Genomic DNA, 23,745 nt, shown 5'->3' on the forward strand with positions numbered 1-23,745 from the left:
AAAAATAGCAACAAAAAAGCCAGTGCAAGCACTGGCTTTTCTTTGTCTGGAAACGAGAAGGGCGATTAAACGCGCTTCTTGAATTCACCAGTACGAGTGTCGATTTCAATTTTGTCGCCTACTTTCACGAAGTCAGCAACACTTACTGTGCCACCGCCAGTGATAGTCGCTGGCTTCATTACTTTACCTGAAGTATCGCCACGAGCTGAAGGCTCAGTGTAGATCACTTCACGGACGATAGTGGTTGGCATTTCAACAGAGATAGCTTTGCCATCATAGAAAGTCACTTGGCAAGTTTCTTCCATACCGTCAACGATATAAGCCGCTGCATCACCTAGGTTTTCAGCTTCTACGTCGTATTGGTTGTATTCTGCATCCATGAATACAAACATAGGATCTGCAAAGTAAGAATATGTGCAGTCAAGACGATCTAAGATGATGTCTTCTAACTTATCTTCACCTTTGAAAGTCGTTTCAGTACCAGAGTTAAGCAGTAAGTTTTTCAACTTTAACTTAACGATAGCAGCGTTACGGCCAGAACGAGTTGTTTCAGTTTTCTGCACAACCCATGGGCTGCCATCTAACATGATCACGTTACCAGGACGGATTTCATGAGCAGTTTTCATTACACTATTTCCTATATTTAGATTTTTCTGTTTTCGCGCAGTATCTTAGCTGTTTTTAACGAACTGAACTAGTCGAGTAGCGAGATCTGCAGCATTTAATGCATTAATTGGCCATTGTTTAGCATGGTGATGCAACAAGGGCAAATTAACAGGATTAAGGTTTTGCCAGTGAAGGCTCACGGCTGATTGCTGTGCTTGGTTGAACGCGAGATTCAATTCAGACCAATAACAAGCAATTTTAGGTGGCAGATTATCGCAGTAAAGTTTGAGAAAAGCTTCTAATTTTACGAGGTGATAATCATCTTCTTGGGGATAAATGTGCCAAATGAAGGGTTTTGCGGCCCATTGGGCACGTAAAAAGGAATCTTCACCGCGCACGATATTAAAATCACAGCTCCAGAGCAGGCGATCAAACCCCTGTTGGTCAGTCATAGGTAAAATGTGCAGGGTTAAATTACCATGATTTATCTGTTGACCCGGCACTAGAGCGGCAATTTCACAGGGTAGTAGATGCGTCAGACTGTTTAAGCTACGCCCCTTGGGGATCAGCGCATGGATTTTTTCTGCCGATTGCTGCCATAACTCACATAATGCAGGTAGCGCCTCGGTCTCATAGCTAAAAACGCTAATAACAGTGTCTTGTGCCTGAATGTCCTTAAGACCTAGAACAGTAAAAAGCTGCAATTTATTGGCAGTATCAGCTTGCCAAGCATCACGCTCTGCAAACAAATTTTGCTCGCAAATGAGTCCACCCGTTTTGGCGCTAAAACCGGGAAAGTAGAAATACTTCTTCAAACCATTGGCTTGTAACGATGGCAAACCATGGCAGCCTTCAACCCAATCCTCTGCGCTTAAATACTCTAAATTCAGCCAAACAGGTACAGATTTTGGGGCGTTCTGATGTAAATAAACCAACTGCTCTTTTACCTGTTCGGGGAGTTCACAGGCAAAGGCTTCGATGAGCACAGCTCCTGCGACAAACGCTACAGGCAAACGCTCTTTCCAATGAATAATATTCACACCATTGAAGGTTTGAGTGGCTTTTAGTGGTTCAAGTGTCGGTAAAATATGGGAGAAGCTTGCGAGGTCGTCGACCCACAAATTAACTGGAATGTGGTACTCATTAGCCATTTGTTTGGCTAAACGCCAAGTGACGCCAATATCGCCATAGTTATCGACGACGGTACAAAAGATATCCCAATGGGTGGAGCTGGGTGTGTTGGTCATGAGTGTGGTATGTCGTTATTCTTAGTTACAACAAGTAGATAGTTGCAACAAGTAGAAATATATGCATAAAAAAAGCGGCGTTAAGCCGCTTTAATCAAATGGTTAACAGAATTAATCTTCTAATTCAGCTAAACACATTTCTTCGTAAATTTGCTTAACCCAAGCATCAACACGTTCTTCAGTCAGCTCTGGCTGGCGATCTTCATCGATACCTAAACCAATAAAGTGGTCGTCATCGACTTGACCTTTAGAGGCTTCAAAATTGTAGCTTGCAGTTGGCCAATGGCCGATGATGATGCCACCACGGGCCTGAACAATATCGCCAACCATGCCCATAGCATCAAGGAAGTACTCAGCGTAGTCTTCTTGATCACCACAACCAAAAATAGCGACAAGTTTGTCAGTAAAATCAATTTGCTCTAATTCAGGGAAGAAATCATCCCAGTCACATTGCGCTTCACCGTAATACCAGGTCGGGATGCCGAACAGCAGCAAGTCATACTCTGCAATCTGTTCTTTGGTACTTTTGGCGATATCTTTCACCTCAACCATTTTTTTACCCAGTTTTTTCTGGATCATCTTGGCTACAGCTTCGGTGTTACCTGTGTCGCTACCGAAAAAAAGACCTACAGTTGCCATTGTCTATCCTTTAATGTCTAGTTCACTTATTAGGTTAATCTTGCTGGTACTCGTTCAGCACTCAACTTGTTGCTGAAGAATTAATTCGATTAACTGGCTACGGCTGATGTTACTGGCCAATGCCTGCTCATTCAAGGCGTCATACAAATCTTGTGACACCTTTAACTCTATTCGCTTTAATCCGTTGGCTTTATCGCGCTGGATTTGATTGCGTTTGTTGACCTTAAGCTGTTGGCTACGGGACAAAGGATTACTTCTTGGGCGGCCCCGGCGCTTTTCATTGGCAAAAAGGTCAATAGTGGTTCTGTCTGTCGCTTCTTTTGCCATGTTCTTATTGTTAACCGATCCCTGAGCCTTCCCAAGTGATCTGGATAATACCTTTTACAATAAACCCGGCGCAGCCGAGAAATAACACTAACCAAACAATAAATCGACCAAATTTTGGCACGTTACCTTGTTTAAGCACATCGTGGATGGCCATGCCGATAAAGAAAAATATCGAGGCAAAAAACAGGTTCAGGCCGATGGTTTCAATTTGTTCCATGTACTGAGATAACATACTTTCTTAGTCCTTGAGAGTGTTCTAAGGCCAAAAGAGGCGCGAATATATCACAACAAGATGGCGGCTGCCATATGCTTTCGGTCGAGTTTGCTGCTGATTTACATTGAATGTTTGTCAATAAATTCAGACACGATCCGGTTAAAAATGACGGGTTTTTGCGCATGCAACCAATGACCACATCCTTCAAGTGTTTTTGCCTGTGCCGCGGGGAATTGCGCCATGATAGCGCTTCTGTGCTCGCTAGTGACATAATTTGAGTCGCCGCCGCGAATAAACAGACTTGGTCCAGCATAGCTTTGTACTGGATTTAGTGTCTGATTTTGCCAGCCAATAATATTAGGATAACAAGCCTTTAGACCACTTAAGTTCATTTTCCAACGAAAACCAGTATCAGTGCGTTGTAGATTTTTGAGTAAAAATTGTGCCGTTGCTTCGTCAATACCATTGTCAATTAAGTGGTTTAGGGCAAAGCGTCTGTCGGTATGGCCTTCTAAGGGCAGGCTTTCTAATGCCGCAAACACTGTGTCGTGTCTTGGCTCATAGGCGACGGGGGCGATATCGGCTGCCACCATACTGATAATGCGCTCAGGAAAGGCTAACGCCGTCGCCATGGCGATTTTACCCCCCATGGAGTGACCCACAATATGGGCGCGTTCAATAGCCAGTTCGTCGAGCAAGCTGATCATTGCAGTGGCGAGGCGAGGGTAGTCCATTTGATCCCAATGCTCACTTAAACCATGATTGGGCACATCGACACGAATAACTTGATACTGATTTTCTAATACTTGCCCTAGACCTTTGAGGTTATCTAGATTACCGAACAAGCCGTGGATCAAGAGCACTGCGGGTCCTTGGCCTGTAGAAACAAAGTTCATGGTGATTCCTGTTGGAGATTTTTAGCTTAGCGTGACGCGAATTGTGCCCTTAATGCCGTTGGCTTGACAAGTCAGTTGCTATTTCTATAGTGGGGGCGGCCAGTAACTTGTGTGCTTTTTCGGCAATTGTCGATTAACTGCTAGTTTGCTGTGCTATTTCCCGCACTTTTAGAATAATGGCGCTTTATCAGATTGATAGAGATAGATACACTGGTAACAGATCGCAATGATCTGCCCCGATCGCTGTGGTACACTTTTTTCGGTTAAGCCTGTTGAATAACAAAGGATAATTAAGGTTATGAAATATATCGAAGTAGATGAAGAGCTCTATCGTCATATTGCCAGCAAAACAGAACGAATTGGTGAGAGCGCCTCTGACATTCTTCGTCGATTACTCGGCCTGTCCGTCGATGCGGTCGAACAACCTCAGCCTTTGGCGATTAGCCAACCGAGCCTTGAAGCTGAACCTATTCAGCCCGTCGCGGCGCAAACAGTGCCAGCAGTGAATGATTTTAGTCGCTTAGTCGATGAACATCAGTTATCGCAGCAAAAAGGCGCAGTAGGTCGTTTTCTGTTTTTGCTCGAAAGTTTGTATCAATTAGCCCCAGAGCAATTCTCACAAATTTTGCAGATCCAAGGGCGCGATCGTTTGTATTTTGCTCGCTCTAAGGAGCAACTGCTCGAAGCGAGTGCTTCGGCTAACCCAAAAGAAATTGGTACAAGTGGTTTCTGGGTAACGAGTAACAACAATACCGCCAAGAAACGCACTATTTTATCGGAAGTTTTAGTGCAATTTGGTTGTGATGCGACAGTAGCAGCGGGTATCGCCGAGCGCGTTTAATCCGCGGATGAGCCAAGTTAGTACGACATTTTTCTACTTTTTCTAATTGTAATTGAGTGCAGGAGAGCCATCGGTGGCAATACATCAAAGGGCAGGACAAATCGCTAATCAGACGGATCTGGTCAATATTCCAAAACTGATGAGCCATTATTACAGCATCACGCCAAATATGGATGACGTACAACAACGCGTCACCTTTGGCACTTCTGGGCACAGAGGCTGCGCCTTCAATGGCAGTTTTAACCAACAACACATTTGGGCGATTACCCAAGCTGTAGTGGACTACCGTCAATCGGCAAATATCGATGGGCCGCTGATCCTTGGGATTGACACCCATGCGTTATCCTATGCGGCCTATTTGTCGGCAATTGAAGTGCTGGCGGCAAATAAAGTCACAGTGAAAATCCAACAGAACGACGGATTTACACCTACGCCAGTGGTTTCCCATGGGGTGATTTGCGCCAATCGCGAAGCCAATATTACGGGTGCTGCATTGTCCGATGGTTTGATCATTACGCCTTCCCACAATCCGCCTCAGGACGGTGGCATCAAGTACAATCCACCCCATGGTGGACCGGCCGAAGGTAATATCACGGCTTGGATTGAATCGCGGGCCAATGATTACCTGCGCCAAGCATTAGTTGGCGTGCAAAAATCAGCCTATGCCGATGCGCTGACTTCGGGTTATGTGCAAGCCATTGACTTGATTACACCCTATGTGGCTGATTTAGAGAATGTTATCGACATGCAGGCGATTGCCAACGCTAAGCTGCGCATCGGCGTTGACCCGCTCGGTGGTTCAGGGATTTTCTATTGGGCACCGATTGCCGCGCGTTATGGGCTCGATATCACGTTAGTTAATGATAAAGTTGACCCAAGCTTTAGCTTTATGCCGCTGGATAAAGACGGCAAAATCCGCATGGATTGCTCATCTCCCTACGCGATGGCCGGGTTACTCGCCCATAAAGAATCCTTTGATTTATGCCTTGGTAATGATCCCGACTATGACCGTCACGGCATAGTTTGCCCTGGTACGGGTTTGATGGATCCGAATCATTATCTTGCGGTCGCTATCGATTATTTACTGACACACAGACCAGATTGGAGCGATACCTTAGCCATAGGTAAAACCTTAGTATCGAGTGCGCTTATCGATAAAATCTGTGCTTTCCACGGCAAAAAGTTACTCGAAGTGCCAGTGGGCTTTAAGTGGTTTGTCGACGGTTTAGCCGAAGCCACAATCGCCTTTGGCGGTGAAGAGAGTGCTGGCGCGGCATTTTTACGTCGTGATGGCAGTACATGGTGCACAGATAAAGACGGCTTCATTTTAGGGTTACTTGCCGCAGAAATTCTTGCGGTGACAGGGAAAACCCCAGGTCAACGCCATCAAGAGCTAGTAAAACAATTTGGCCAAAGTTTCTATAAGCGTATCGATAGCCCAATCAGCCTTGAAAACAAAGCCAAGTTTGCTTTGCTCAATGCCGATACTTTAAATGCCACTGTGCTTGCAGGTGAGACAATCGAAAACGTGTTAACCCATGCGCCAGGCAATAATGCGGCGATTGGCGGCATCAAAGTTACCACAGCTAATGGGTGGTTTGCGGCGCGTCCATCGGGCACTGAAGCGTTATTTAAAATCTACGGCGAAAGTTTTATCAGTGAGCAGCATTTGGCTGAGATCATCAAAGATGCGCAGGCATTAATTGATAAGGCGCTAAACGCTTAATGCAGTAGTAGGTTTAGCTAACGTCTCAAAATAAAAAACGCACTCAGATTTGAGTGCGTTTTTGTTTGTGTCTAATTCAGCTGTGAGTAGTTGATCTAATACTGATTTGACCGTATTTAGTACTCGATATGACAACTCGGTAAGTTATTCTTATCGATGTAATTTTGATGATATTCCTCAGCCACATGGAACTGTTGAAGTGGCACTATTTCAGTAACGATATGGCGTAATCCCCAACGGCCCGAGCGGGCAAAAGCTAACTTTGAGGCTTCTGCGGCCGCTTTTTGCTCACGGTCGTGGAAGAAAATGGTGCTGCGATATTGAGTGCCAATATCTCCGCCTTGCATGTTCAGACTCGTAGGATTATGGTTTTTCCAAAATACATCGAGCAAGTCTTCATAACTGACAAGGGCAGGGTCAAATTCCACTTGCACCACTTCGGCATGGCCCGTTTTGCCTTTTTTGACTTCTTCATAGCTCGTCGCCGCATTATTGCCGCCCATATAGCCGCAGGTGGCATTGGATACGCCGTTCACTTGTCTAAAAAAATACTCTACGCCCCAGAAACAGCCGGCACCAAAGGTTGCTAACGCCATAATTAAATCCAATAGAAGTCTAGATGGCTAAGGATTGTGATAAAACTTGAGTGCAAAAGCAAGCCTCAAGCTGGAATATTTATCATGGGAAATTCTTAGGGAATGTCCTAAGAATTTAACAATCAGCTTAGTTGAATGTCATTCCGCTTAAAACTGGGTCCTACGGCAATAAATGTCTGAGAACAGCACTAAAAACATGTGTTAGTATTGAAGCCGTTTTTTAGGTGCGAGTGAGACTAACCGCAGTGAGATAAATGCTTAAGTGGTTATTACTGCCTGTACTTATGCTATTGCGCCAATACTGTTACACATCATTATAAGGAGAATTCTGTGTTACAAGCTCTGTTAGATTCAAAGGATTTTTTAGCGCTCACCTTAGCCCATCCTGAACAGTTCGATGGCGAATTTTCATTTAACTTAGGCGATCATACTCAAGTGGAAGTGTGGGATACCGGTGTTATTGTTTTCGAACCAATACAGAATGAAGGAAAAGATATTGTGCTTTCCTGCGGTGTTCACGGTAACGAGACCGCGCCCATTGAACTCTGCAATAGCTTAATTAAACAACTTCTACAGCAAAAGATCATCGCAAAGCAGCGCACTTTATTTCTCATTGGTAACCCATTAGCGATTAATAACGGCACGCGGATTATTGACGAAAACATGAATCGTCTATTTAGTGGTGAGCATTCCAATCCACCAGGGTTAGTGAACCCTGAGCGAGTACGCGCGAAAAAACTCGAAGCCTATGTCGATCGTTTTTATACTGCGGTTGCCGATGGACGTCAGCGCATTCATTATGATTTGCACACGGCGATGCGCGCCTCGAAGCATGAAAAGTTCGCTATCTATCCCTATCGTCCAGGGCGCGCCTTTAGCGGCGAGCAAATTATGTTTTTAGCCGCAAGCGGCGTCGATACAGTACTTTTCCACCACGAACCGACCACGACCTTCAGCTATTTTTCCTCTGAACGTTACGGCGCTGATGCCTTTACCATTGAGCTTGGCAAAGTGTATCCCATGGGGCAGAACGACATGACGCGTTTTATCGCCACCCATGAAATGTTCATGCGCTTGATCACCGCTAAGCCGTTGGCGCTGGATGAATTTGATGCCGATAAGGTCAACTTGTACCAAGTGTGCCGCGTCATCAATAAACATTTCGATGATTTTGAATTTACCTTCGCAACTGATGTCGAAAACTTCAGATCTTTCCCGAAGGGCTTTGTTTTAGCGCGGGAAGGTGGGCAAGAAATTAAAGTAGAGCACGAGTTTGAGTCTGTCGTGTTCCCTAATGCCAAAGTGCCTATTGGCAATCGCACTGTGATTTGCCTGATCCCTGCGGTGAATGCGGACGTGCGTTAGGCTTGTAAAGCAATATATACATGCGTGGCAGGGATAACTTGTGGTTTGAGCTATGCCAATGGTTGATAGGTAGTTTACGTTAACGTAATGTTCGTCGGGCATATTCGTATAAACAGACGCATCAAAACGCTTTGATGCGTAATGAGATAACAAGAGCACAATATGAGCAAAGCAACACTCAACACTGATACAGTGCACCGTGTCGGCTTCTTGGATAAGGCATCGCTACACATTCCTATCCTTCGAATTCTACAAGCCGACGGCACCACTTATGAAACCGCGGTTTTGCCTGTGATAGATGAAACCTTAGCCACTAAAATTTACGATACCTGTGTATTCACTCGGGTACTTGATGAACGTATGCTTGGCGCCCAGCGTCAAGGACGCATCAGCTTCTACATGACCTGTACGGGTGAAGAAGCGGCGATTGTCGGCAGTGTGGCCGCACTCGATCAAGAAGATGTGATCCTCGCACAATATCGTGAGCATGCGGCGCTGCGTTATCGCGGCTTTACCACTGAACAGTTTATGAATCAGATGTTCAGTAACGAGAAAGATCTTGGTAAAGGTCGCCAAATGCCAATCCATTACGGCAGTGCGGCATTGCATTATCAAACGATTTCGTCACCGTTAGCCACGCAAATCCCGCAGGCGACTGGTGTGGGCTACAGCTTAAAAATGCAAGGTAAGCGCAAAGTCGCGGTTTGTTATTTTGGCGAAGGCGCTGCATCGGAAGGGGATTTTCATGCTGGCCTAAACATGGCCGCGGTACTGAAATGCCCAGTGATTTTCTTCTGTCGTAACAATGGCTACGCGATTTCTACCCCCACTGAAGAGCAGTTTGCTGGAAACGGTATTGCCAGCCGCGGTGTGGGTTATGGCATGCACACCATTCGTGTAGACGGCAATGACATGTTGGCCGTGTTAGCGGCAACCCAGCAAGCACGTGCCTATGCGATTGAGCATAATGCGCCTGTGCTGATTGAAGCCATGACTTACCGTCTCGGCGCACACTCTTCTTCAGACGATCCCTCAGGTTATCGCTCGAAAGATGAAGAAGCCAAGTGGCAGCAACACGATCCGGTTAAACGCTTCAAATTATGGCTTATCAACAAAGGTTGGTTGGCTGAAGCGGATGATGTGAAACTGCATGAAAAATATCGTGAAGAAGTATTGGCTGCGGTAAAAGTGGCTGAAAAAATTCCTGTGCCTATGCTGGATGAAATTATTGAAGATGTGTACGACAAGCCGACGCCAGTGCTGAAAAAGCAACTCGCCGATCTTAAAGAACATATCAAGAAATATCCGCAAGCCTATCCAAAAAGTGCAGGGAGACTATAAGCCGTGGCTGAAATGAATATGTTACAGGCCGTCAATGAGGCCTTGTCGATTGCCATGCAAGCCGATGAACGCATGGTGGTTTTTGGTGAAGATGTGGGCCACTTTGGCGGGGTATTTCGCGCCACCTCCGGTCTTCAAGAAAAATTCGGTCGCGCTCGCTGCTTTAATACGCCGTTGACAGAGCAAGGTATTGCCGGTTTTGCCAATGGTTTAGCCTCAAATGGCATGACCGCCGTGGCTGAAATTCAATTCGCCGATTATATCTTTCCGGCGTTTGATCAAATCGTCAACGAGTCGGCTAAGTTCCGTTACCGTAGCGGTAATGAATTCGATGTCGGTGGATTAGTGTTCCGTACGCCCTATGGCGGCGGTATCGCGGGCGGACATTATCACTCGCAATCACCTGAAGCCTATTTTACCCAGACGCCGGGGTTAAAAGTGGTGGTGCCACGCAACCCTGAGCAAGCCAAAGGCCTGCTGTTGGCGTCAATCCGTGACAAAAATCCGGTGATCTTCTTTGAGCCTAAGCGTTTATATCGTGCATCGGTTGGCGAAGTGCCCGCGGGCGATTATGAAATTGAACTGGGTAAGGCTGAAGTGGTTCGCGAAGGTAAAGACATCACCTTAGTGGCGTGGGGCGCGCAAATGGAAATCCTTGAAAAAGCCGCCGATATGGCCGCTAAAGAAGGGATCTCCTGTGAAGTTATCGATTTACGCACCTTGTCACCCTGGGATATCGATACCGTTGCCGATTCAGTCAAAAAGACCGGACGTTTACTGGTTAACCATGAAGCGCCATTAACCGGTGGTTTTGCTGGTGAGATAGCGGCGACGATTCAGCAAGAATGCTTCTTGTATCTAGAGTCGCCCATCAGCCGCGTTTGTGGTTTAGATACCCCGTACCCACTCATTCATGAAAAAGAATACATGCCAGATGCATTCAAAACGTTTGAAGCCATCAAAGCATCAGTGACCTTCTAGGAGTCCGGTATGATTAAAGATTTTATTTTGCCGGATATTGGCGAAGGTGTTGTGGAGTGTGAGTTGGTTGAATGGCTTGTCAAAGAAGGCGACACTGTCGTTGAAGATCAGCCGATTGCCGATGTCATGACAGACAAAGCCTTAGTGCAAATCCCTGCGCCTTTTGCGGGCGTGGTCACTAAACTGTATTACGCCAAGGGCGATATTGCGAAAGTGCATGCGCCGCTCTATGCCGTAAAAATTGAAGGTGCAGTTGAAATCGCGGGCGAATCTGTTACTGCTGAATCTGCTGTGGCTGAGCCAGTGGCAGTAACAAACGCGACCACGTCATCTCATTCATCTGTCAGCATTGAAGAATTCTTGCTACCAGATATCGGCGAAGGCATTGTTGAATGTGAACTAGTTGAATGGTTGGTGAGTGAAGGTGATTGGGTTGAGGAAGATCAACCGATTGCCGACGTGATGACAGATAAAGCGCTGGTGCAAATTCCTGCCATTAAAGCGGGTAAAATAGCCAAACTGCATTATCGCAAAGGTCAGCTTGCCAAAGTGCATGCGCCTTTATTTGCCATTGAAGTTGAACAGGCGGCTTCTGCACCTGCGGCAACAACAAACACAGATACTGTGGCCAATGCCGCACCTGCAGCGCAGGCTGTGAGTGCAGAGCCTGCTCGCCAAGGTAAAGCCTTAGCCAGCCCCGCAGTTCGTCGTATGGCGCGGTCGTTAGATATCGATTTGAGCCAAGTACCTGGCACAGGAAAGCACGGCCGTGTGTATAAGGAAGACATATCTCGCTTCCAACAAGGCGCGAGCAATGTTTCTGCTCCAAGTGTGGCTCAGGTAAAAGAGGCGCCAGTTCAAGCGACTCAAGCATCTCAAACCCAAGTTCCAACATCTACAGTGACTCAACGCGCTGACACGGTTGAGCCTATTCGCGGCGTAAAAGCTGTGATGGCACGCATGATGGTGGAATCTGTATCGAGCATTCCGCACTTTACCTATTGCGAAGAGTTTGATTTAACAGACTTAGTTGCACTGCGTGAAAGCATGAAAGTGAAGTATTCGTCAGATGAAGTGAAGTTGACCATGATGCCTTTCTTCATGAAGTCAATGTCGCTCGCGTTAAGTCAGTTCCCTGTGATGAACAGTCAAGTGAATGCTGATTGCACTGAACTAACTTACAAGGCACGTCACAATATCGGCATGGCGGTGGATTCTAAAGTCGGTCTCTTGGTGCCCAACATCAAAGACGTGCAGGACAAGAGTATTTTAGAAGTGGCGGCAGAAATCACCCGTCTGACCCAAGCAGCCCGCAGCGGCCGCGTGGCGCCAGCGGATCTGAAAGACGGCACGATTTCCATATCGAACATTGGCGCCTTAGGTGGCACAGTGGCGACGCCTATTATCAACAAACCTGAGGTGGCGATTGTGGCCTTAGGTAAGTTGCAAACCCTACCGCGCTTTAACGCGAAAGGGGAAGTCGAAGCTCGCCAAATCATGCAAGTGAGCTGGTCAGGTGACCATAGAGTGATCGATGGCGGTACGATTGCTCGCTTCTGTAATCTGTGGAAACAGTATCTTGAGCAGCCTCAAGAGATGTTATTAGCGATGCGCTAAGCCGCTGGCACGAATAACTGACACTAAAAGGACGCTAAAAGGACGCTAAAAGCGTCCTTTTTTATTTGCTTTGCACAAATGGGTTAATCTTTTGATCCCGATTACGTATAATTCCCGAACGTAGTTATCCTGATGGATGTGTTATGAGTCAGTTAGCCCCCAGCCCATTTGCTCCAACAATAGAAACCATTGATTACCCGTTTCCGCCTAAACCAGTGCCTTTGTCCGATGCGCAAAAAGCCGATTACAAGGCGCGTATCAAGCAACTGCTCATTGAAAAAGATGCCGTTCTGGTTGCCCACTATTATACCGATCCTGAAATCCAAGCCCTTGCCGAAGAGACTGGCGGCTGCGTTTCAGACTCCTTAGAAATGGCGCGCTTTGGCCGCGATCACCCAGCAAAAACCTTAATCGTTGCTGGGGTCAAGTTTATGGGCGAAACCGCCAAGATTTTAAGCCCAGAAAAAACCATTTTAATGCCGACCTTAGAAGCAACCTGTTCATTGGACTTAGGTTGCCCAATCGATAAGTTCAGCGCTTTCTGCGACGCGCACCCAGATCATACTGTGGTGGTTTACGCCAATACTTCGGCTGCGGTTAAAGCGCGCGCCGATTGGGTGGTGACCTCCAGTATTGCCCTTGAAATCGTAGAGCACTTAGACAGCGAAGGCAAAAAGATCATTTGGGGACCCGATCGTCATTTAGGCAGCTATATTGCCAAGCAGACGGGCGCCGACATGTTGATGTGGCAGGGCGATTGTATCGTTCACGACGAGTTTAAATCTAATGCGCTGCGCGATATGAAAAGCGTTTACCCAGATGCGGCTATTCTTGTGCATCCTGAGTCGCCAGCCAGTGTGGTGGCGATGGCCGATGCAGTTGGCTCGACCAGTCAACTGATTAAAGCAGCGCAGACCATGCCAAATGAGCGTTTTATCGTGGCAACCGATCGCGGCATTTTTTATAAAATGCAGCAGGCGGCGCCAGGTAAAATTTTAATTGAAGCGCCAACGGGCGGGAATGGCGCAACCTGTAAGAGCTGTGCCCACTGTCCTTGGATGGCGATGAACGGTTTGCAGGCAATTGAAGCGTCACTCGCCGACAGCGATAAAACCACCCATGAGATTTTTGTGGATGAAGACTTAAGAGTTAAAGCGCTTATCCCACTGACGCGTATGCTGGATTTTGCCAAGACACTGAATATGAAAGTGAAGGGTAATGCCTAAGCCCATTATTTAGCTTTTCTTCAGCCTAATAAAAATCCCCGCCATAGAGTGGGGATTTTTATGTCTGTTGTTTTTATTAAAACTAAGGCAATAAAAAGCCCCGCAAATGCGAGGCTTAATTGAGTAACGCGGAATCTAGTGACTAGATTACTTTACGCTTACTTACTTGGCGTTCATCAGGGCAACCGCGTTATCTAACATACGGTTACTAAATCCCCACTCGTTATCATACCAAGACATCACTTTCACTAAACGACCGTTTACACGGGTTTGAGTTGCGTCAAAGTTTGAAGAAAACGCATTGTGGTTAAAGTCGATAGACACCAATGGCTCTTTGTTTACCGCTAACACTTCGCTCAATGGCGCAACGCTGGCAGCACGTTCAATAATGGCATTCACTTCTTCAACTGTAGTGTCACGGGCAGCGATGAAAGATAAATCCACGAGTGATACGTTAACTGTAGGTACACGAACCGCTAAACCGTCGAATTTACCTTGTAATTCAGGTACAACCAAACCTACAGCAGCAGCTGCGCCAGTTTTAGTTGGGATCATTGACAGTGCCGCAGCACGGGCACGACGTAAATCTGTGTGGTACACGTCAGATAAACGTTGATCGTTGGTATAAGCGTGAATGGTGGTCATCAGGCCTGATTCGATACCAATCTCGTCATTTAACGGCTTAGCAAAAGGGGCTAAACAGTTTGTTGTACAAGAAGCATTTGAAATCACTGTCATGTCTGACGTCAGCACGTTGTTGTTCACACCGTAAACTACGGTGGCATCGACGTTTTTGCCTGGAGCAGAAATAATCACTTTCTTCGCGCCAGCGGTTAAATGTGGTTGAACGGTTTCTTTAGAAGTGAAGATACCGGTACATTCGAAAACCACGTCAACCTGTAGCTCTGCCCATGGCAGTTTTGCAGGATCACGTTCTTGGAAAGTGAGGATCTTATCGCCATTCACATAAATGGCTTCTGCATCATGGTCAACCTTGGCATTGAAACGACCATGAACAGAATCGTATTTTGTCAGGTGAGCGTTGATTGAAGCGTCGCCTAAATCATTAATAGCGACAATCTTGATTGGATAAGCTTTTTCGCTTTCGTACAAGGCGCGTAATACGTTTCTACCGATACGGCCATAGCCATTTATTGCTACACGGATAGTCATCTCATATCCCTCTGGTGATTATAAAATTCAACTGGTAGTAAAATTACCAAACTGACAGCTATCGTCAAGTTAAATCGGCATTTTACCGCTGTCTTGATTAACAAATTAGGTATTTTTTTTACATCGGTCGCGAAATCGCCATTTTTTACGCGTTAATTGGGTAAAAAATTACAAGATGGCAAACATTTTGCCATCGATTGCTTAGTTTACTTTTTCGACAGGCGCAGGCGGCACCACCTCAGTTACAGTTGGCGCTTGGGCAACCGCTTGAGGATCAAGCCATTGTCTTACTGGGCTCATAGAATAAGTGCCCTTTTTTAGCGCATCGATAAGGGCTTGGGCTTTTAAATCGAGTTCAGTCGCCAGCGTTTTATTGCCACCGAGCAAGGCTAGCATTTTTTCTTCAGAATACTTCTGCTGCGTAAGTAGTAAATTTGCTTTTGTTAGCATATAGGATTTATCTAAAACCTGTTGCTGGCGATAGGCAGATGCGAGCCCAAGTAACCAGTTAACGTCGAAATCATCGTATTGGATCTCCGCAAAGACTTTAAGATAGAGTTGTTGCGCTTTGATGGCATTTCGATTGCTGTAATAGGTTGCGACTTGGGCAAGTAGAAAGGGGTCAGTCACTTCGCCGGCGTTTTCCTGTTCTAATAATCTATTTAACGCAGCGGTATCGCCAAAGCGAGTCCATTGGTAATAGGACATAAAAGGGTCTTGCCGTTCACGGGTTTGATCTTGTAGTAAACTTAAATTTTGAGTGCTTAGTCTAAAGGCTCTGGCTCTATCTGCTGTGCGATTGGTGTGGATGATATGCTGAACGCCAGAGGCGAGTTCAATGCAACGGCTGTAATCCTCAAGGTAGGTTAATTGTGAGTAGAGCTGCTTACCTGTGAGGTTTTCGTTGTCTTTTAACATGTAGCGGTTTTGGATAAGTTTGGTCTTTTCAGTCAAACACCAGCTATCCTTATGCAAATCGGCACAAATTTCAGGATTATTTTTACAAATTGCTGAGATATTTCGGTCATTATCACAACCGAAAAGACCGAAAAAGCTCATCCCTAAGGTAAATGATGTAATTATTACTAGATTTTGTCTCAAAACACTCTCCAAACGATAATTATTTCTAATAAAATTACAGATTTACAGAAAATATCTTACTGGCAACAAAGCGCGACTTTCATTACAATGGCGCCGACCAAAACAGGGTTTTCCCTAAAACCCGCATTAGATTATTGGTCTTTTCGTCATGTTACTCAAACCTTTCAGTACATTTTATTGAAAAGTGAGATAAAGGATCTGTAAATGAGCGCTGATAAACACCTACAAAGTTGGCAAGAACGTTTTGAAATGGCAGAGGCGATGCAGCCTTTGTTAGGCAAGTTGTACCGTAACCAAGGCGTTGAAGTCGTGGTCTACGGCAAGCCGTTACTCAATGCTTCTACGATTGAAATCATTAAAGCGCACCGTTTAGTTCGTCGTCATGTCGGTGAAAAATTACGTTTACGCGAGAGTTTCCCCTTCGTTCAAGCTTTGAGCAAACTCGCAGTTAAACAATGTAAAGTGGATATTGGTAAACTCGCTGTCAATTACTGGCGCGACCATACTGATGTCAGCGAAATTGAAAGCTATATGGCAAAAGAATTGGCCGATGCTATCGACCATGCCGATGATGTCGCGCCGCGTGACGTCGTGCTTTATGGTTTTGGCCGTATCGGTCGCTTATTGGCACGCTTGCTGATTGAACGCACAGGTCGCAGCAATAAGTTAAGATTACGCGCTATCGTTTTACGTGGCGGCAAGAAAGGTGATTTAGAAAAACGCGCGAGTTTACTGCGTCGTGACTCAGTCCATGGTCCTTTCAATGGTTCTGTTGAAGTTGACGAAGAGAACAACGCCATCATAGCCAACGGCACTTATATCCAAGTGATCTATGCTAATTCACCCGACGAAGTGGATTACACTAAATACGACATCAATGATGCATTGATTGTCGATAATACAGGTATTTGGAAAGATGAAGCGGGTCTTGGTTTACACCTTAAGAGCCCAGGTGCCAGCAAAGTATTACTGACGGCTCCTGCAAAAGGCGCGATTAAGAACATCGTTTACGGTGTGAACGAAGGCGATATTACCCCTGAAGACATTATCGTTTCTGCGGCGAGTTGTACCACCAATGCTATTACGCCAGTACTGAAAGCTGTGAATGATAAATATGGTATCGAGAATGGTCACGTTGAAACGATTCATTCTTATACTAACGATCAAAACCTGATTGATAACTATCATACTGCTGACCGTCGTGGCCGTAGTGCACCATTAAACATGGTGATCACTGAAACGGGTGCAGCAAAAGCGGTTGCTAAAGCTTTACCTGCATTAGCCGGTAAGTTAACAGGTAACGCGATTCGTGTGCCGACGCCTAACGTCTCTATGGCGATCATCAGCATGAACCTGAATGCTGAAACCAGTAAAGATGAGCTTAACGAGTATCTGAAAGATACGGCGCTACAATCACCACTGCAAAATCAAATTGATTACACAGACTCTACTGAGATTGTATCGAGCGATTTAGTGGGTTCTCGCTACGCGGGTGTGGTTGATTCACAAGCGACTATTGCAGAAGGCAAGCGTGCCATTCTTTATGTATGGTATGACAACGAATTTGGTTACAGTTGCCAAGTGGTTGGCGTAATGCAAACTATGTTAGGTTTAACGACGTTATCTCTACCTGCGTAAATTGCCCGCGTAGTTTTTGCTCGAGTGATTAATGACTTTGCCTAACCTTTGAATAAAGCGCCCAATAGGGCGCTTTTGTTTTTCTATACTTCTACAATTTTATTGGACTCTACTCCATAACTCATTATGAACTCCTGTTTATCTGCCGCGTTTAATTAGCGGTAGCATCGGCATCAGTATCGGTAAAAAGCCTAAATTGATGAATGAAACATCAACTTTACTGAGGTGTGGCGGTTTATTGGGCAAACGATACGGCTTAGATCATTTTTTAAAAATTGTTGATTGACTCTGAGGTCTAAATCGGTAGAATGCCAATCCGCAGTCAGGGGAAAGCATGCCGAGCATGAGTTCAAATGATTAAGCGCAATGATAGGCGACATTAGCTCAGTTGGTAGAGCGATACCTTGCCAAGGTATAGGTCATCGGTTCGAACCCGATATGTCGCTCCAAATTTTAATAAATTTGGCAGTTTGGGCGCGATGGCAGAATGGCTATGCTGCGGATTGCAAATCCGTCGATCTCGGTTCGACTCCGGGTCGCGCCTCCATAGATTAAAGTATTAATGACACGATTCCCGTTGTTAATATAAAGAGTTTGCCCGAGTGGTGGAATCGGTAGACACAAGGGATTTAAAATCCCTCGCTGGTAACAGCGTGCCAGTTCAAGTCTGGCCTCGGGTACCAAAAAACAAAAAATCCCTGACTGATGTCAGGGCTTTTTTGCTTTATAACTTCTACACCCACATTTCATGATTCTTAATCTAGTATCACTACAGCTATAGATTGGTTAGGCCCAAGCCCACTATTTTACTCATTCAGTATTGCGACTTCTGACCTGTTTCTTTTCTACAATACAAAACTGAGTGATTTTGTGATCTAGATGTTGTAAATCGCTTTATTTAAGTAATGTCACTATTGGGCTAATAATTGCGTAATAAAATGTACTTTTTATTATTGAATCGACAATAGTGTAATAATTTCCCTAAGAAGGGACTTAAGTCGCTATTACCCCCTTAAAGACAGTGGTATAAATAAGCCGAAATTTCCCCTACACGCGCATATTAGGATACGTAGTCATGATTTTCTCTCAAGTATTACTCGCACCCGCTGATCCAATTCTTGGTTTAACCGATACCTTTAAAGCTGATCCGCGTCAGGATAAAGTTAATCTTGGTGTTGGCATTTATAAGGATGAGGCAGGACAGACTCCCGTTCTGGCTTCAGTGAAAAAAGCCGAGGCCATTTTACTTGAGCAAGAGAAGACCAAAAACTACTTAGGCATTGAAGGCGTTCAAGCTTATAACCGTGTAGTACAAACATTGTTGTTTGGCGAAGGCAGTGCATTAATTTCTTCTGGCCGTGCTGCCACAGCGCAAGCTCCTGGTGGTACAGGAGCACTGCGTATTGCTGCTGAGTTTTTACTGCGTAATACCGATTCGCACACGATTTGGGTGAGTAATCCAACGTGGGCCAACCATCAGAATATTTTTGAAACGGCGGGTTTAACGGTTAAAGAGTACGGTTATTACAAAGCAGAAGCCCATGACATCGATTTCGATACCATGATGACTGATTTATCTAACGCCAATGCGGGTGATGTCGTGCTGCTACACGGTTGCTGCCATAACCCAACGGGTATCGATTTAACGTTGGCGCAATGGGAACTTGTTGCTCAATTGTGTGCTGATAAGAAACTCGTGCCACTGTTTGACTTTGCTTATCAAGGTTTTGGTGCTGGCATTGAAGAAGATGCGGCAGGTCTGCGTTTAGTCGCGTCTAAAGTGTCTGAGTTGCTGGTCGCTAACTCTTTCTCTAAAAACTTTGGTTTATACAACGAGCGTATTGGCGCCGTGACTGTGGTGGCTGAAGATGCTGATGCTGCCGTACGTGCTTTTAGCCAAGTGAAACGTACCATACGCGCCAACTATTCTAATCCGCCAGCCCACGGCGCACTGATCGTCAGCACGATATTAAATGATGCAGCTCTGAAAGCCATGTGGGTGCAGGAAGTCAAAGAGATGCGTGAACGTATCGCCGAAATGCGTACTCTGTTTGTTGATAGCTTAAAGGCTGAGGGCGTGACTCAGGACTTCAGTTTTATTTCTCGCCAAAATGGCATGTTCAGTTTCTCAGGTTTAAACAAAGCCCAAGTGGCACGTTTGAAAGACGAATTCGGTGTCTATATTGTCGGCTCTGGACGCATTAGCGTTGCAGGCATGACTAAGACGAATATGCCTGTTATCTGTAAAGCCATAGCACAAGTGTTGTAATGGTTATAGCAGCCTTATAGACAGACTAAAGGGACATTCCTTTTAGCTTTACAATATAAAGGACAGCACTTGCTGTCCTTTATTATTTCGATTAAATGATTAACAGGTAAGAACTAGCAGGCAAGCGGTTGTTGAGTGAGATCATTGATCCGCAGCAGGGCGCTTAATGCATCTAATAAATTAGCTTGATCATGTAGATTGGGATTATGGCGATTCTTCAACGGAAAATAGTTAATCAGTGGCCCTAAACGCGTTTGTTCACCGTGGCGAAGTACTTTGTGAATAATGGGCTTGCCAATCACTTGGTGACACCAAGCGATACGTTGCTCAATGCTAAACCGACCTGCGGGTGAGGCCTCTTCGGCAAGGTTATCGATAAAGATTACCTGTGCTTTAGTAGCGGCGAGGCTTTTCGCGAACTTAGGTAACAGCAGCGGCGGCATGATACTGGTTAAGAAACTCCCAGGGCCTAGGATAACTAAATCTGCGTGCCGAACGGCCTCACAGGCTTCAAAGGTGGCATCGACCTGCGGCTCAAGGCAGAGCGCGATAGGAGCCTCATTCATACTGTCGACATTAATTTCCCCAAAGACTTTACTGCCACAGGCTTGCAGGGCCACTAAGTGAGTGGGCTGCTCTGACATGGGAATAAGTTGGGTTTCTATCTTAAGTAAGTTACGGATGAGATTAACTGCTTCTAATGGACGAACGCAGAGTTGATCAAGAGCCAGTAAGATTAAATTACCTAAATTATGGCCACTGAGTTCAGTGGCACCTTGAAAACGGTATTCGAACAATTGCGAGCCAACGGAAGGACGATTAGCTAAATGGGATAAGCAGTTACGTAAATCACCCCAAGCAATGCAGTCTTGTTCGGCTCTCAGTCGACCAGTAGAACCGCCATTATCAGTGGTGGCGACAATCCCTGTAAGGCGGTTGCCTAAAAAATCGAGCGAGGATAATACTCGGCCTAAACCATGGCCTCCGCCGATGGCGACGACACGTTCAAATTGATTTAACATCAAATGCTGCATCTGGGTTTTTCCTTCCTGAATACCCGAAAATTTAATGTCATAGCCATCCATTGTCGCTATAAGCGGGATGACTCATGAGCCGTTGTGCAATGGTGATAACGCTAAGGAACCTTAGTATAAATACTCAGTCAAATGCTTGCATCTATAAATGACGGCGTAATAGCAAGCTCGACTCGATAATGGTGCCTCAGGCGTAATATTGTACCTGAGTTCGTGATCATGATGATGGGCAAATTTCGTGAAATCTGACAAATAGCTTATAATCCGGCCTTTATTTGCCCAATAAGGGCGTTACACCTAAGGTGAATGATTGAAAACGGGTAGAATCGGTTCGTTTACATTGGCATTAGCCATGGTCATAGTGGCGATTTTTGCATTACGAGTTTGGATCATTCCTCACTCGAATGACTCATCCGCTATTGCGCCCCAATTCGTCAGCGATGTCGATCCTGTTACGCAAGTCCCTGACTTTTCAGCGATCAGCGACATTACCGAAAAGAAGAAAGCTTTTTTTGATTTCCTGCGGCCGATTGTTCAGCAACAGAATGCCATTATCTTGATGGAGCGTGGCTTTATCAATGAGATGCTTGCCTTAGTCGATAATGGTAAGAGTTTATCTAATACCGAATTAGCGCAGATCAATGCGTTATTCGATAAATACCAATATGCGGCGCGTAACGTAGATGCTAAGTCATTAGCAAGCTTACTTAAACGTGTCGATATCGTGCCGGAATCTATGGTGTTAATTCAAGCCGCGAATGAATCGGGTTGGGGGAGTTCACGTTTTGCGAGAGAAGGTTTTAACTTTTTTGGTGAATGGTGTTTTACTTCTGGCTGCGGCATAGTGCCGTCCTCACGTGGTTCGGGTAAAAGTCATGAGGTGAAAGTGTTTTCATCGGTCGATGAATCGGTTTCATCCTATATGCGTAATTTAAATTCTAATACTGCCTATGCGTTATTTCGCTCTATTCGAGCAGATTTACGTTCACAGGAGCTAGAGCCAACAGCGGATCAATTGATTTACGGTTTAGTGAATTATTCTGAAAGACAAGAGGCTTATATTGATGAGCTGCTTGATATGTTACGTCATAATGAAAAATATTTGGTGAATGTCGATGTATAAAAAACTGTTGTTTAGTAGCCTATTTTTTTTGGCAACTAGCGCCGCTGCAGAAACTGTATCCCTTGAATATAAAGGCTTTTATGATAGGTTGAAACAAGTCAATAAAGGCGGTTATCAACTCGTGGAAGTGGCTTTTAGTGTTCCAATGCAAAAGAATTGTTTGATCCAAAGTGGTTCTATTTCCAGTGAAAAAACCTCAACGCCACTGACGTATACTGATGATCAGCGGTTATTCATTCCCTTAGATGATGATTTAAAAGATCAGCGAGCCTTGGTTAATCTGCATTTCGCTGGCAGCGCTGAGGGATGTGGTATTGCAATGCAAGTTAGAGCAAAACAGACATTAGCCGAGTACGATAAAACGCGCCTACAACAAATCATGACTGAGATGGACACGCTGCTCGGTGCTATGCAAGGCTTCCCGATGCGTTATTTTAGGGAATCCATTACTGGCTTAAACTTTGAATTCTCACCTGAACAAGAAGTCTATATACGCCTTAATGGTCGTGAAGAAGCGATAAAAGGCAGTTATAAATTAGCCGCTAATGAGCTTGAAAGCATCACCACGCTAAGCTTCAGTGCCAAGCCATTAGTGTTGAGTCCTTGGGTGAAGTAATCATCTTTATATCTTCAGAGCGATTCAGAAGCGCTGGCTCAAAGATAAACTTATTCTGTAGCCATAAAAATGCCCACATTAAGTGGGCATTTTTGTTGTGTTAATTTATCTTGTTTACTTTCGTTGCGTTAACTTCTCTTACTGAATAGGCGCTAAATTCAGTCTAAGTTAGACTTCGTAAGTGTTAACAATATCAATGCGTTTTGCTGCATCCAAATCGATACGACCACTATTGGCGATATCAAGAAAATCGAATGCAGGCAGATTGGCTTCAGCAACATCACCACGCATAGGCGCATCGGGGTCACGTGTTAGAGACACAAAGTCGAACTGTTCACGGTCAACACCCTGTGATGGTGCGGTGTTTTGCATGGCGGTGAAAATCGTTTCAATGCGTCCGGGGTATTGTTTATCCCATTGATTCAGCATGTCTTTGACTGCGGCGCGTTTTAAGTTTTCCTGTGAGCCACACAAGTTGCATGGAATGATTGGAAATTCTTTTAAGCTTGCATATTCTTCGAGATCTTTCTCGCGACAATAGGCTAGGGGACGTATGACGATATTAGCGCCATCATCCGACAGCAGCTTTGGCGGCATTGCTTTCATCTTACCGCCAAAGAACATATTTAAGAACAAGGTCTCAATAATATCATCCCTGTGATGGCCTAGGGCGATTTTAGTGGCGCCGATACGCTGAGCAAAGCCATAAAGCGTGCCGCGGCGCAGGCGAGAGCACAAGGAGCAGGTGGTTTTACCTTCAGGAATTTTGTCTTTCACTATCGAGTAAGTATCTTTCTCGAGGATGTGATAAGGCACATTGAGCTTATCGAGATAGGCGGGCAATACATGCTCAGGGAAGCCTGGTTGCTTCTGATCTAAATTAACCGCAATGATTTCAAACTGAATGGGCGCACGTTGCTGCAGATTCATCAAAATATCGAGCATGGCGTAGCTGTCTTTACCGCCACTGAGGCAGCACATGATCTTATCGCCATCTTCAATCATATTGTAATCGGCAATCGCGCTGCCCACTTCACGACGAAGCCGCTTCTGTAATTTATTCAGACGGGTAGTTTGTTTTTTTGATAATTCTTCCGGCATAGGATTTACCGTAACTTCAGATATAGCTTCAAGCATAAAAAAGCGCCCAGTAACACAGTTTCAGGGCG

General features: G+C 45.3%; 22 protein-coding genes and 3 tRNA genes. 14 read left to right on the top strand and 11 right to left on the bottom strand.

Annotation, left to right across the window (positions count from 1 at the left end):
- Nucleotides 1–65: 65 nt before the first annotated feature.
- From efp to L5L77_RS08520, 6 genes are all read right to left on the bottom strand, one after another.
- Nucleotides 66–626 carry an elongation factor P gene (gene efp / locus L5L77_RS08495; RefSeq protein WP_105252465.1) on the bottom strand — a complete coding sequence of 187 codons (561 nt, stop codon included), beginning with the start codon at nucleotides 624–626 and terminating at the stop codon, nucleotides 66–68.
- 45 nt (nucleotides 627–671) lie between these two features.
- A complete protein-coding gene (gene earP / locus L5L77_RS08500; RefSeq protein ID WP_263185597.1) occupies nucleotides 672–1,853 on the bottom strand; it encodes an elongation factor P maturation arginine rhamnosyltransferase EarP in 1,182 nt (393 codons plus the stop codon).
- 111 nt (nucleotides 1,854–1,964) lie between these two features.
- Nucleotides 1,965–2,492: a flavodoxin FldA gene (gene fldA, locus L5L77_RS08505; RefSeq protein ID WP_006081576.1), complete on the bottom strand. Its 528-nt coding sequence runs from the start codon at nucleotides 2,490–2,492 to the stop codon at nucleotides 1,965–1,967.
- A gap of 54 nt (nucleotides 2,493–2,546) precedes the next feature.
- Nucleotides 2,547–2,819, bottom strand: coding sequence for a LexA regulated protein (ybfE, locus tag L5L77_RS08510; RefSeq protein ID WP_006081577.1), 273 nt, complete (start codon nucleotides 2,817–2,819; stop codon nucleotides 2,547–2,549).
- Nucleotides 2,820–2,829: 10 nt separating this feature from the next.
- Entirely contained in the window at nucleotides 2,830–3,051 is a 222-nt protein-coding gene (locus L5L77_RS08515) for a DUF2788 domain-containing protein (RefSeq protein ID WP_006081578.1), read from the bottom strand.
- 101 nt (nucleotides 3,052–3,152) lie between these two features.
- The gene (locus L5L77_RS08520) at nucleotides 3,153–3,929 is read right to left on the bottom strand and encodes an alpha/beta fold hydrolase (protein ID WP_173496693.1); all 777 of its coding nucleotides are present in this window, start codon (nucleotides 3,927–3,929) and stop codon (nucleotides 3,153–3,155) included.
- Between the two features lie 298 nt (nucleotides 3,930–4,227).
- Between L5L77_RS08520 and seqA the strand changes: the two genes are divergently transcribed.
- Nucleotides 4,228–4,770, top strand: coding sequence for a replication initiation negative regulator SeqA (gene seqA, locus L5L77_RS08525; RefSeq protein WP_105252468.1), 543 nt, complete (start codon nucleotides 4,228–4,230; stop codon nucleotides 4,768–4,770).
- Nucleotides 4,771–4,843: 73 nt separating this feature from the next.
- Entirely contained in the window at nucleotides 4,844–6,496 is a 1,653-nt protein-coding gene (gene pgm / locus L5L77_RS08530) for a phosphoglucomutase (alpha-D-glucose-1,6-bisphosphate-dependent) (RefSeq protein ID WP_263185599.1), read from the top strand.
- A gap of 116 nt (nucleotides 6,497–6,612) precedes the next feature.
- Here the strand turns inward: pgm and msrA are convergent, their stop codons facing one another.
- Nucleotides 6,613–7,092, bottom strand: coding sequence for a peptide-methionine (S)-S-oxide reductase MsrA (gene msrA, locus L5L77_RS08535; RefSeq protein WP_105252470.1), 480 nt, complete (start codon nucleotides 7,090–7,092; stop codon nucleotides 6,613–6,615).
- A gap of 330 nt (nucleotides 7,093–7,422) precedes the next feature.
- Here msrA and astE point away from each other — a divergent pair, with 330 nt between their 5' ends.
- The 5 genes from astE to nadA all read left to right on the top strand — a co-directional run bounded on the left by astE (nucleotide 7,423) and on the right by nadA (nucleotide 13,622).
- Nucleotides 7,423–8,457: a succinylglutamate desuccinylase gene (gene astE, locus L5L77_RS08540; RefSeq protein WP_263185602.1), complete on the top strand. Its 1,035-nt coding sequence runs from the start codon at nucleotides 7,423–7,425 to the stop codon at nucleotides 8,455–8,457.
- Nucleotides 8,458–8,619: 162 nt separating this feature from the next.
- Entirely contained in the window at nucleotides 8,620–9,798 is a 1,179-nt protein-coding gene (locus L5L77_RS08545) for a thiamine pyrophosphate-dependent dehydrogenase E1 component subunit alpha (protein WP_006081586.1), read from the top strand.
- Between the two features lie 3 nt (nucleotides 9,799–9,801).
- Entirely contained in the window at nucleotides 9,802–10,779 is a 978-nt protein-coding gene (locus L5L77_RS08550; protein ID WP_028759982.1) for an alpha-ketoacid dehydrogenase subunit beta, read from the top strand.
- A gap of 9 nt (nucleotides 10,780–10,788) precedes the next feature.
- A complete protein-coding gene (locus L5L77_RS08555; protein ID WP_263185604.1) occupies nucleotides 10,789–12,396 on the top strand; it encodes a dihydrolipoyllysine-residue acetyltransferase in 1,608 nt (535 codons plus the stop codon).
- Nucleotides 12,397–12,539: 143 nt separating this feature from the next.
- Nucleotides 12,540–13,622, top strand: a complete 1,083-nt coding sequence (nadA, locus tag L5L77_RS08560; protein WP_028759980.1) for a quinolinate synthase NadA — start codon at nucleotides 12,540–12,542, stop codon at nucleotides 13,620–13,622.
- A gap of 162 nt (nucleotides 13,623–13,784) precedes the next feature.
- Here the strand turns inward: nadA and gap are convergent, their stop codons facing one another.
- Together gap and L5L77_RS08570 are read right to left on the bottom strand one after the other, a co-directional pair.
- Entirely contained in the window at nucleotides 13,785–14,795 is a 1,011-nt protein-coding gene (gene gap / locus L5L77_RS08565; protein ID WP_006081590.1) for a type I glyceraldehyde-3-phosphate dehydrogenase, read from the bottom strand.
- 201 nt (nucleotides 14,796–14,996) lie between these two features.
- Entirely contained in the window at nucleotides 14,997–15,896 is a 900-nt protein-coding gene (locus L5L77_RS08570) for a DUF2989 domain-containing protein (RefSeq protein WP_168825261.1), read from the bottom strand.
- 204 nt (nucleotides 15,897–16,100) lie between these two features.
- Here L5L77_RS08570 and L5L77_RS08575 point away from each other — a divergent pair, with 204 nt between their 5' ends.
- The 5 genes from L5L77_RS08575 to L5L77_RS08595 all read left to right on the top strand — a co-directional run bounded on the left by L5L77_RS08575 (nucleotide 16,101) and on the right by L5L77_RS08595 (nucleotide 19,803).
- Nucleotides 16,101–17,534, top strand: coding sequence for a glyceraldehyde-3-phosphate dehydrogenase (locus L5L77_RS08575; protein WP_028759978.1), 1,434 nt, complete (start codon nucleotides 16,101–16,103; stop codon nucleotides 17,532–17,534).
- A gap of 373 nt (nucleotides 17,535–17,907) precedes the next feature.
- A tRNA-Gly gene (locus tag L5L77_RS08580) sits at nucleotides 17,908–17,983 on the top strand.
- Nucleotides 17,984–18,007: 24 nt separating this feature from the next.
- Nucleotides 18,008–18,081 (top strand) — tRNA-Cys (locus L5L77_RS08585).
- A gap of 49 nt (nucleotides 18,082–18,130) precedes the next feature.
- Nucleotides 18,131–18,217, top strand: a tRNA-Leu gene (locus tag L5L77_RS08590).
- A gap of 392 nt (nucleotides 18,218–18,609) precedes the next feature.
- Nucleotides 18,610–19,803, top strand: coding sequence for an amino acid aminotransferase (locus L5L77_RS08595; RefSeq protein ID WP_028759977.1), 1,194 nt, complete (start codon nucleotides 18,610–18,612; stop codon nucleotides 19,801–19,803).
- Between the two features lie 113 nt (nucleotides 19,804–19,916).
- Here L5L77_RS08595 and L5L77_RS08600 read toward each other — a convergent pair whose 3' ends face one another.
- Nucleotides 19,917–20,837, bottom strand: coding sequence for a YvcK family protein (locus tag L5L77_RS08600; RefSeq protein ID WP_105253119.1), 921 nt, complete (start codon nucleotides 20,835–20,837; stop codon nucleotides 19,917–19,919).
- Nucleotides 20,838–21,147: 310 nt separating this feature from the next.
- Between L5L77_RS08600 and L5L77_RS08605 the strand changes: the two genes are divergently transcribed.
- Nucleotides 21,148–21,960, top strand: a complete 813-nt coding sequence (locus tag L5L77_RS08605) for a glucosaminidase domain-containing protein (protein WP_168827700.1) — start codon at nucleotides 21,148–21,150, stop codon at nucleotides 21,958–21,960.
- On the top strand, nucleotides 21,953–22,576 hold the full coding sequence (locus L5L77_RS08610; protein WP_263222569.1) for a DUF2987 domain-containing protein: 624 nt from the start codon (nucleotides 21,953–21,955) through the stop codon (nucleotides 22,574–22,576). Before L5L77_RS08605 ends, L5L77_RS08610 begins: the two co-directional genes overlap by 8 nt.
- Before the next feature lie 168 nt (nucleotides 22,577–22,744).
- Here the strand turns inward: L5L77_RS08610 and ttcA are convergent, their stop codons facing one another.
- Nucleotides 22,745–23,713 carry a tRNA 2-thiocytidine(32) synthetase TtcA gene (gene ttcA / locus L5L77_RS08615; RefSeq protein ID WP_173244915.1) on the bottom strand — a complete coding sequence of 323 codons (969 nt, stop codon included), beginning with the start codon at nucleotides 23,711–23,713 and terminating at the stop codon, nucleotides 22,745–22,747.
- Nucleotides 23,714–23,745 lie beyond the last annotated feature (32 nt).

The organism is Shewanella sp. SM29 (assembly GCF_025654245.1).
Taxonomy (GTDB): Bacteria; Pseudomonadota; Gammaproteobacteria; order Enterobacterales; family Shewanellaceae; genus Shewanella; species Shewanella oncorhynchi.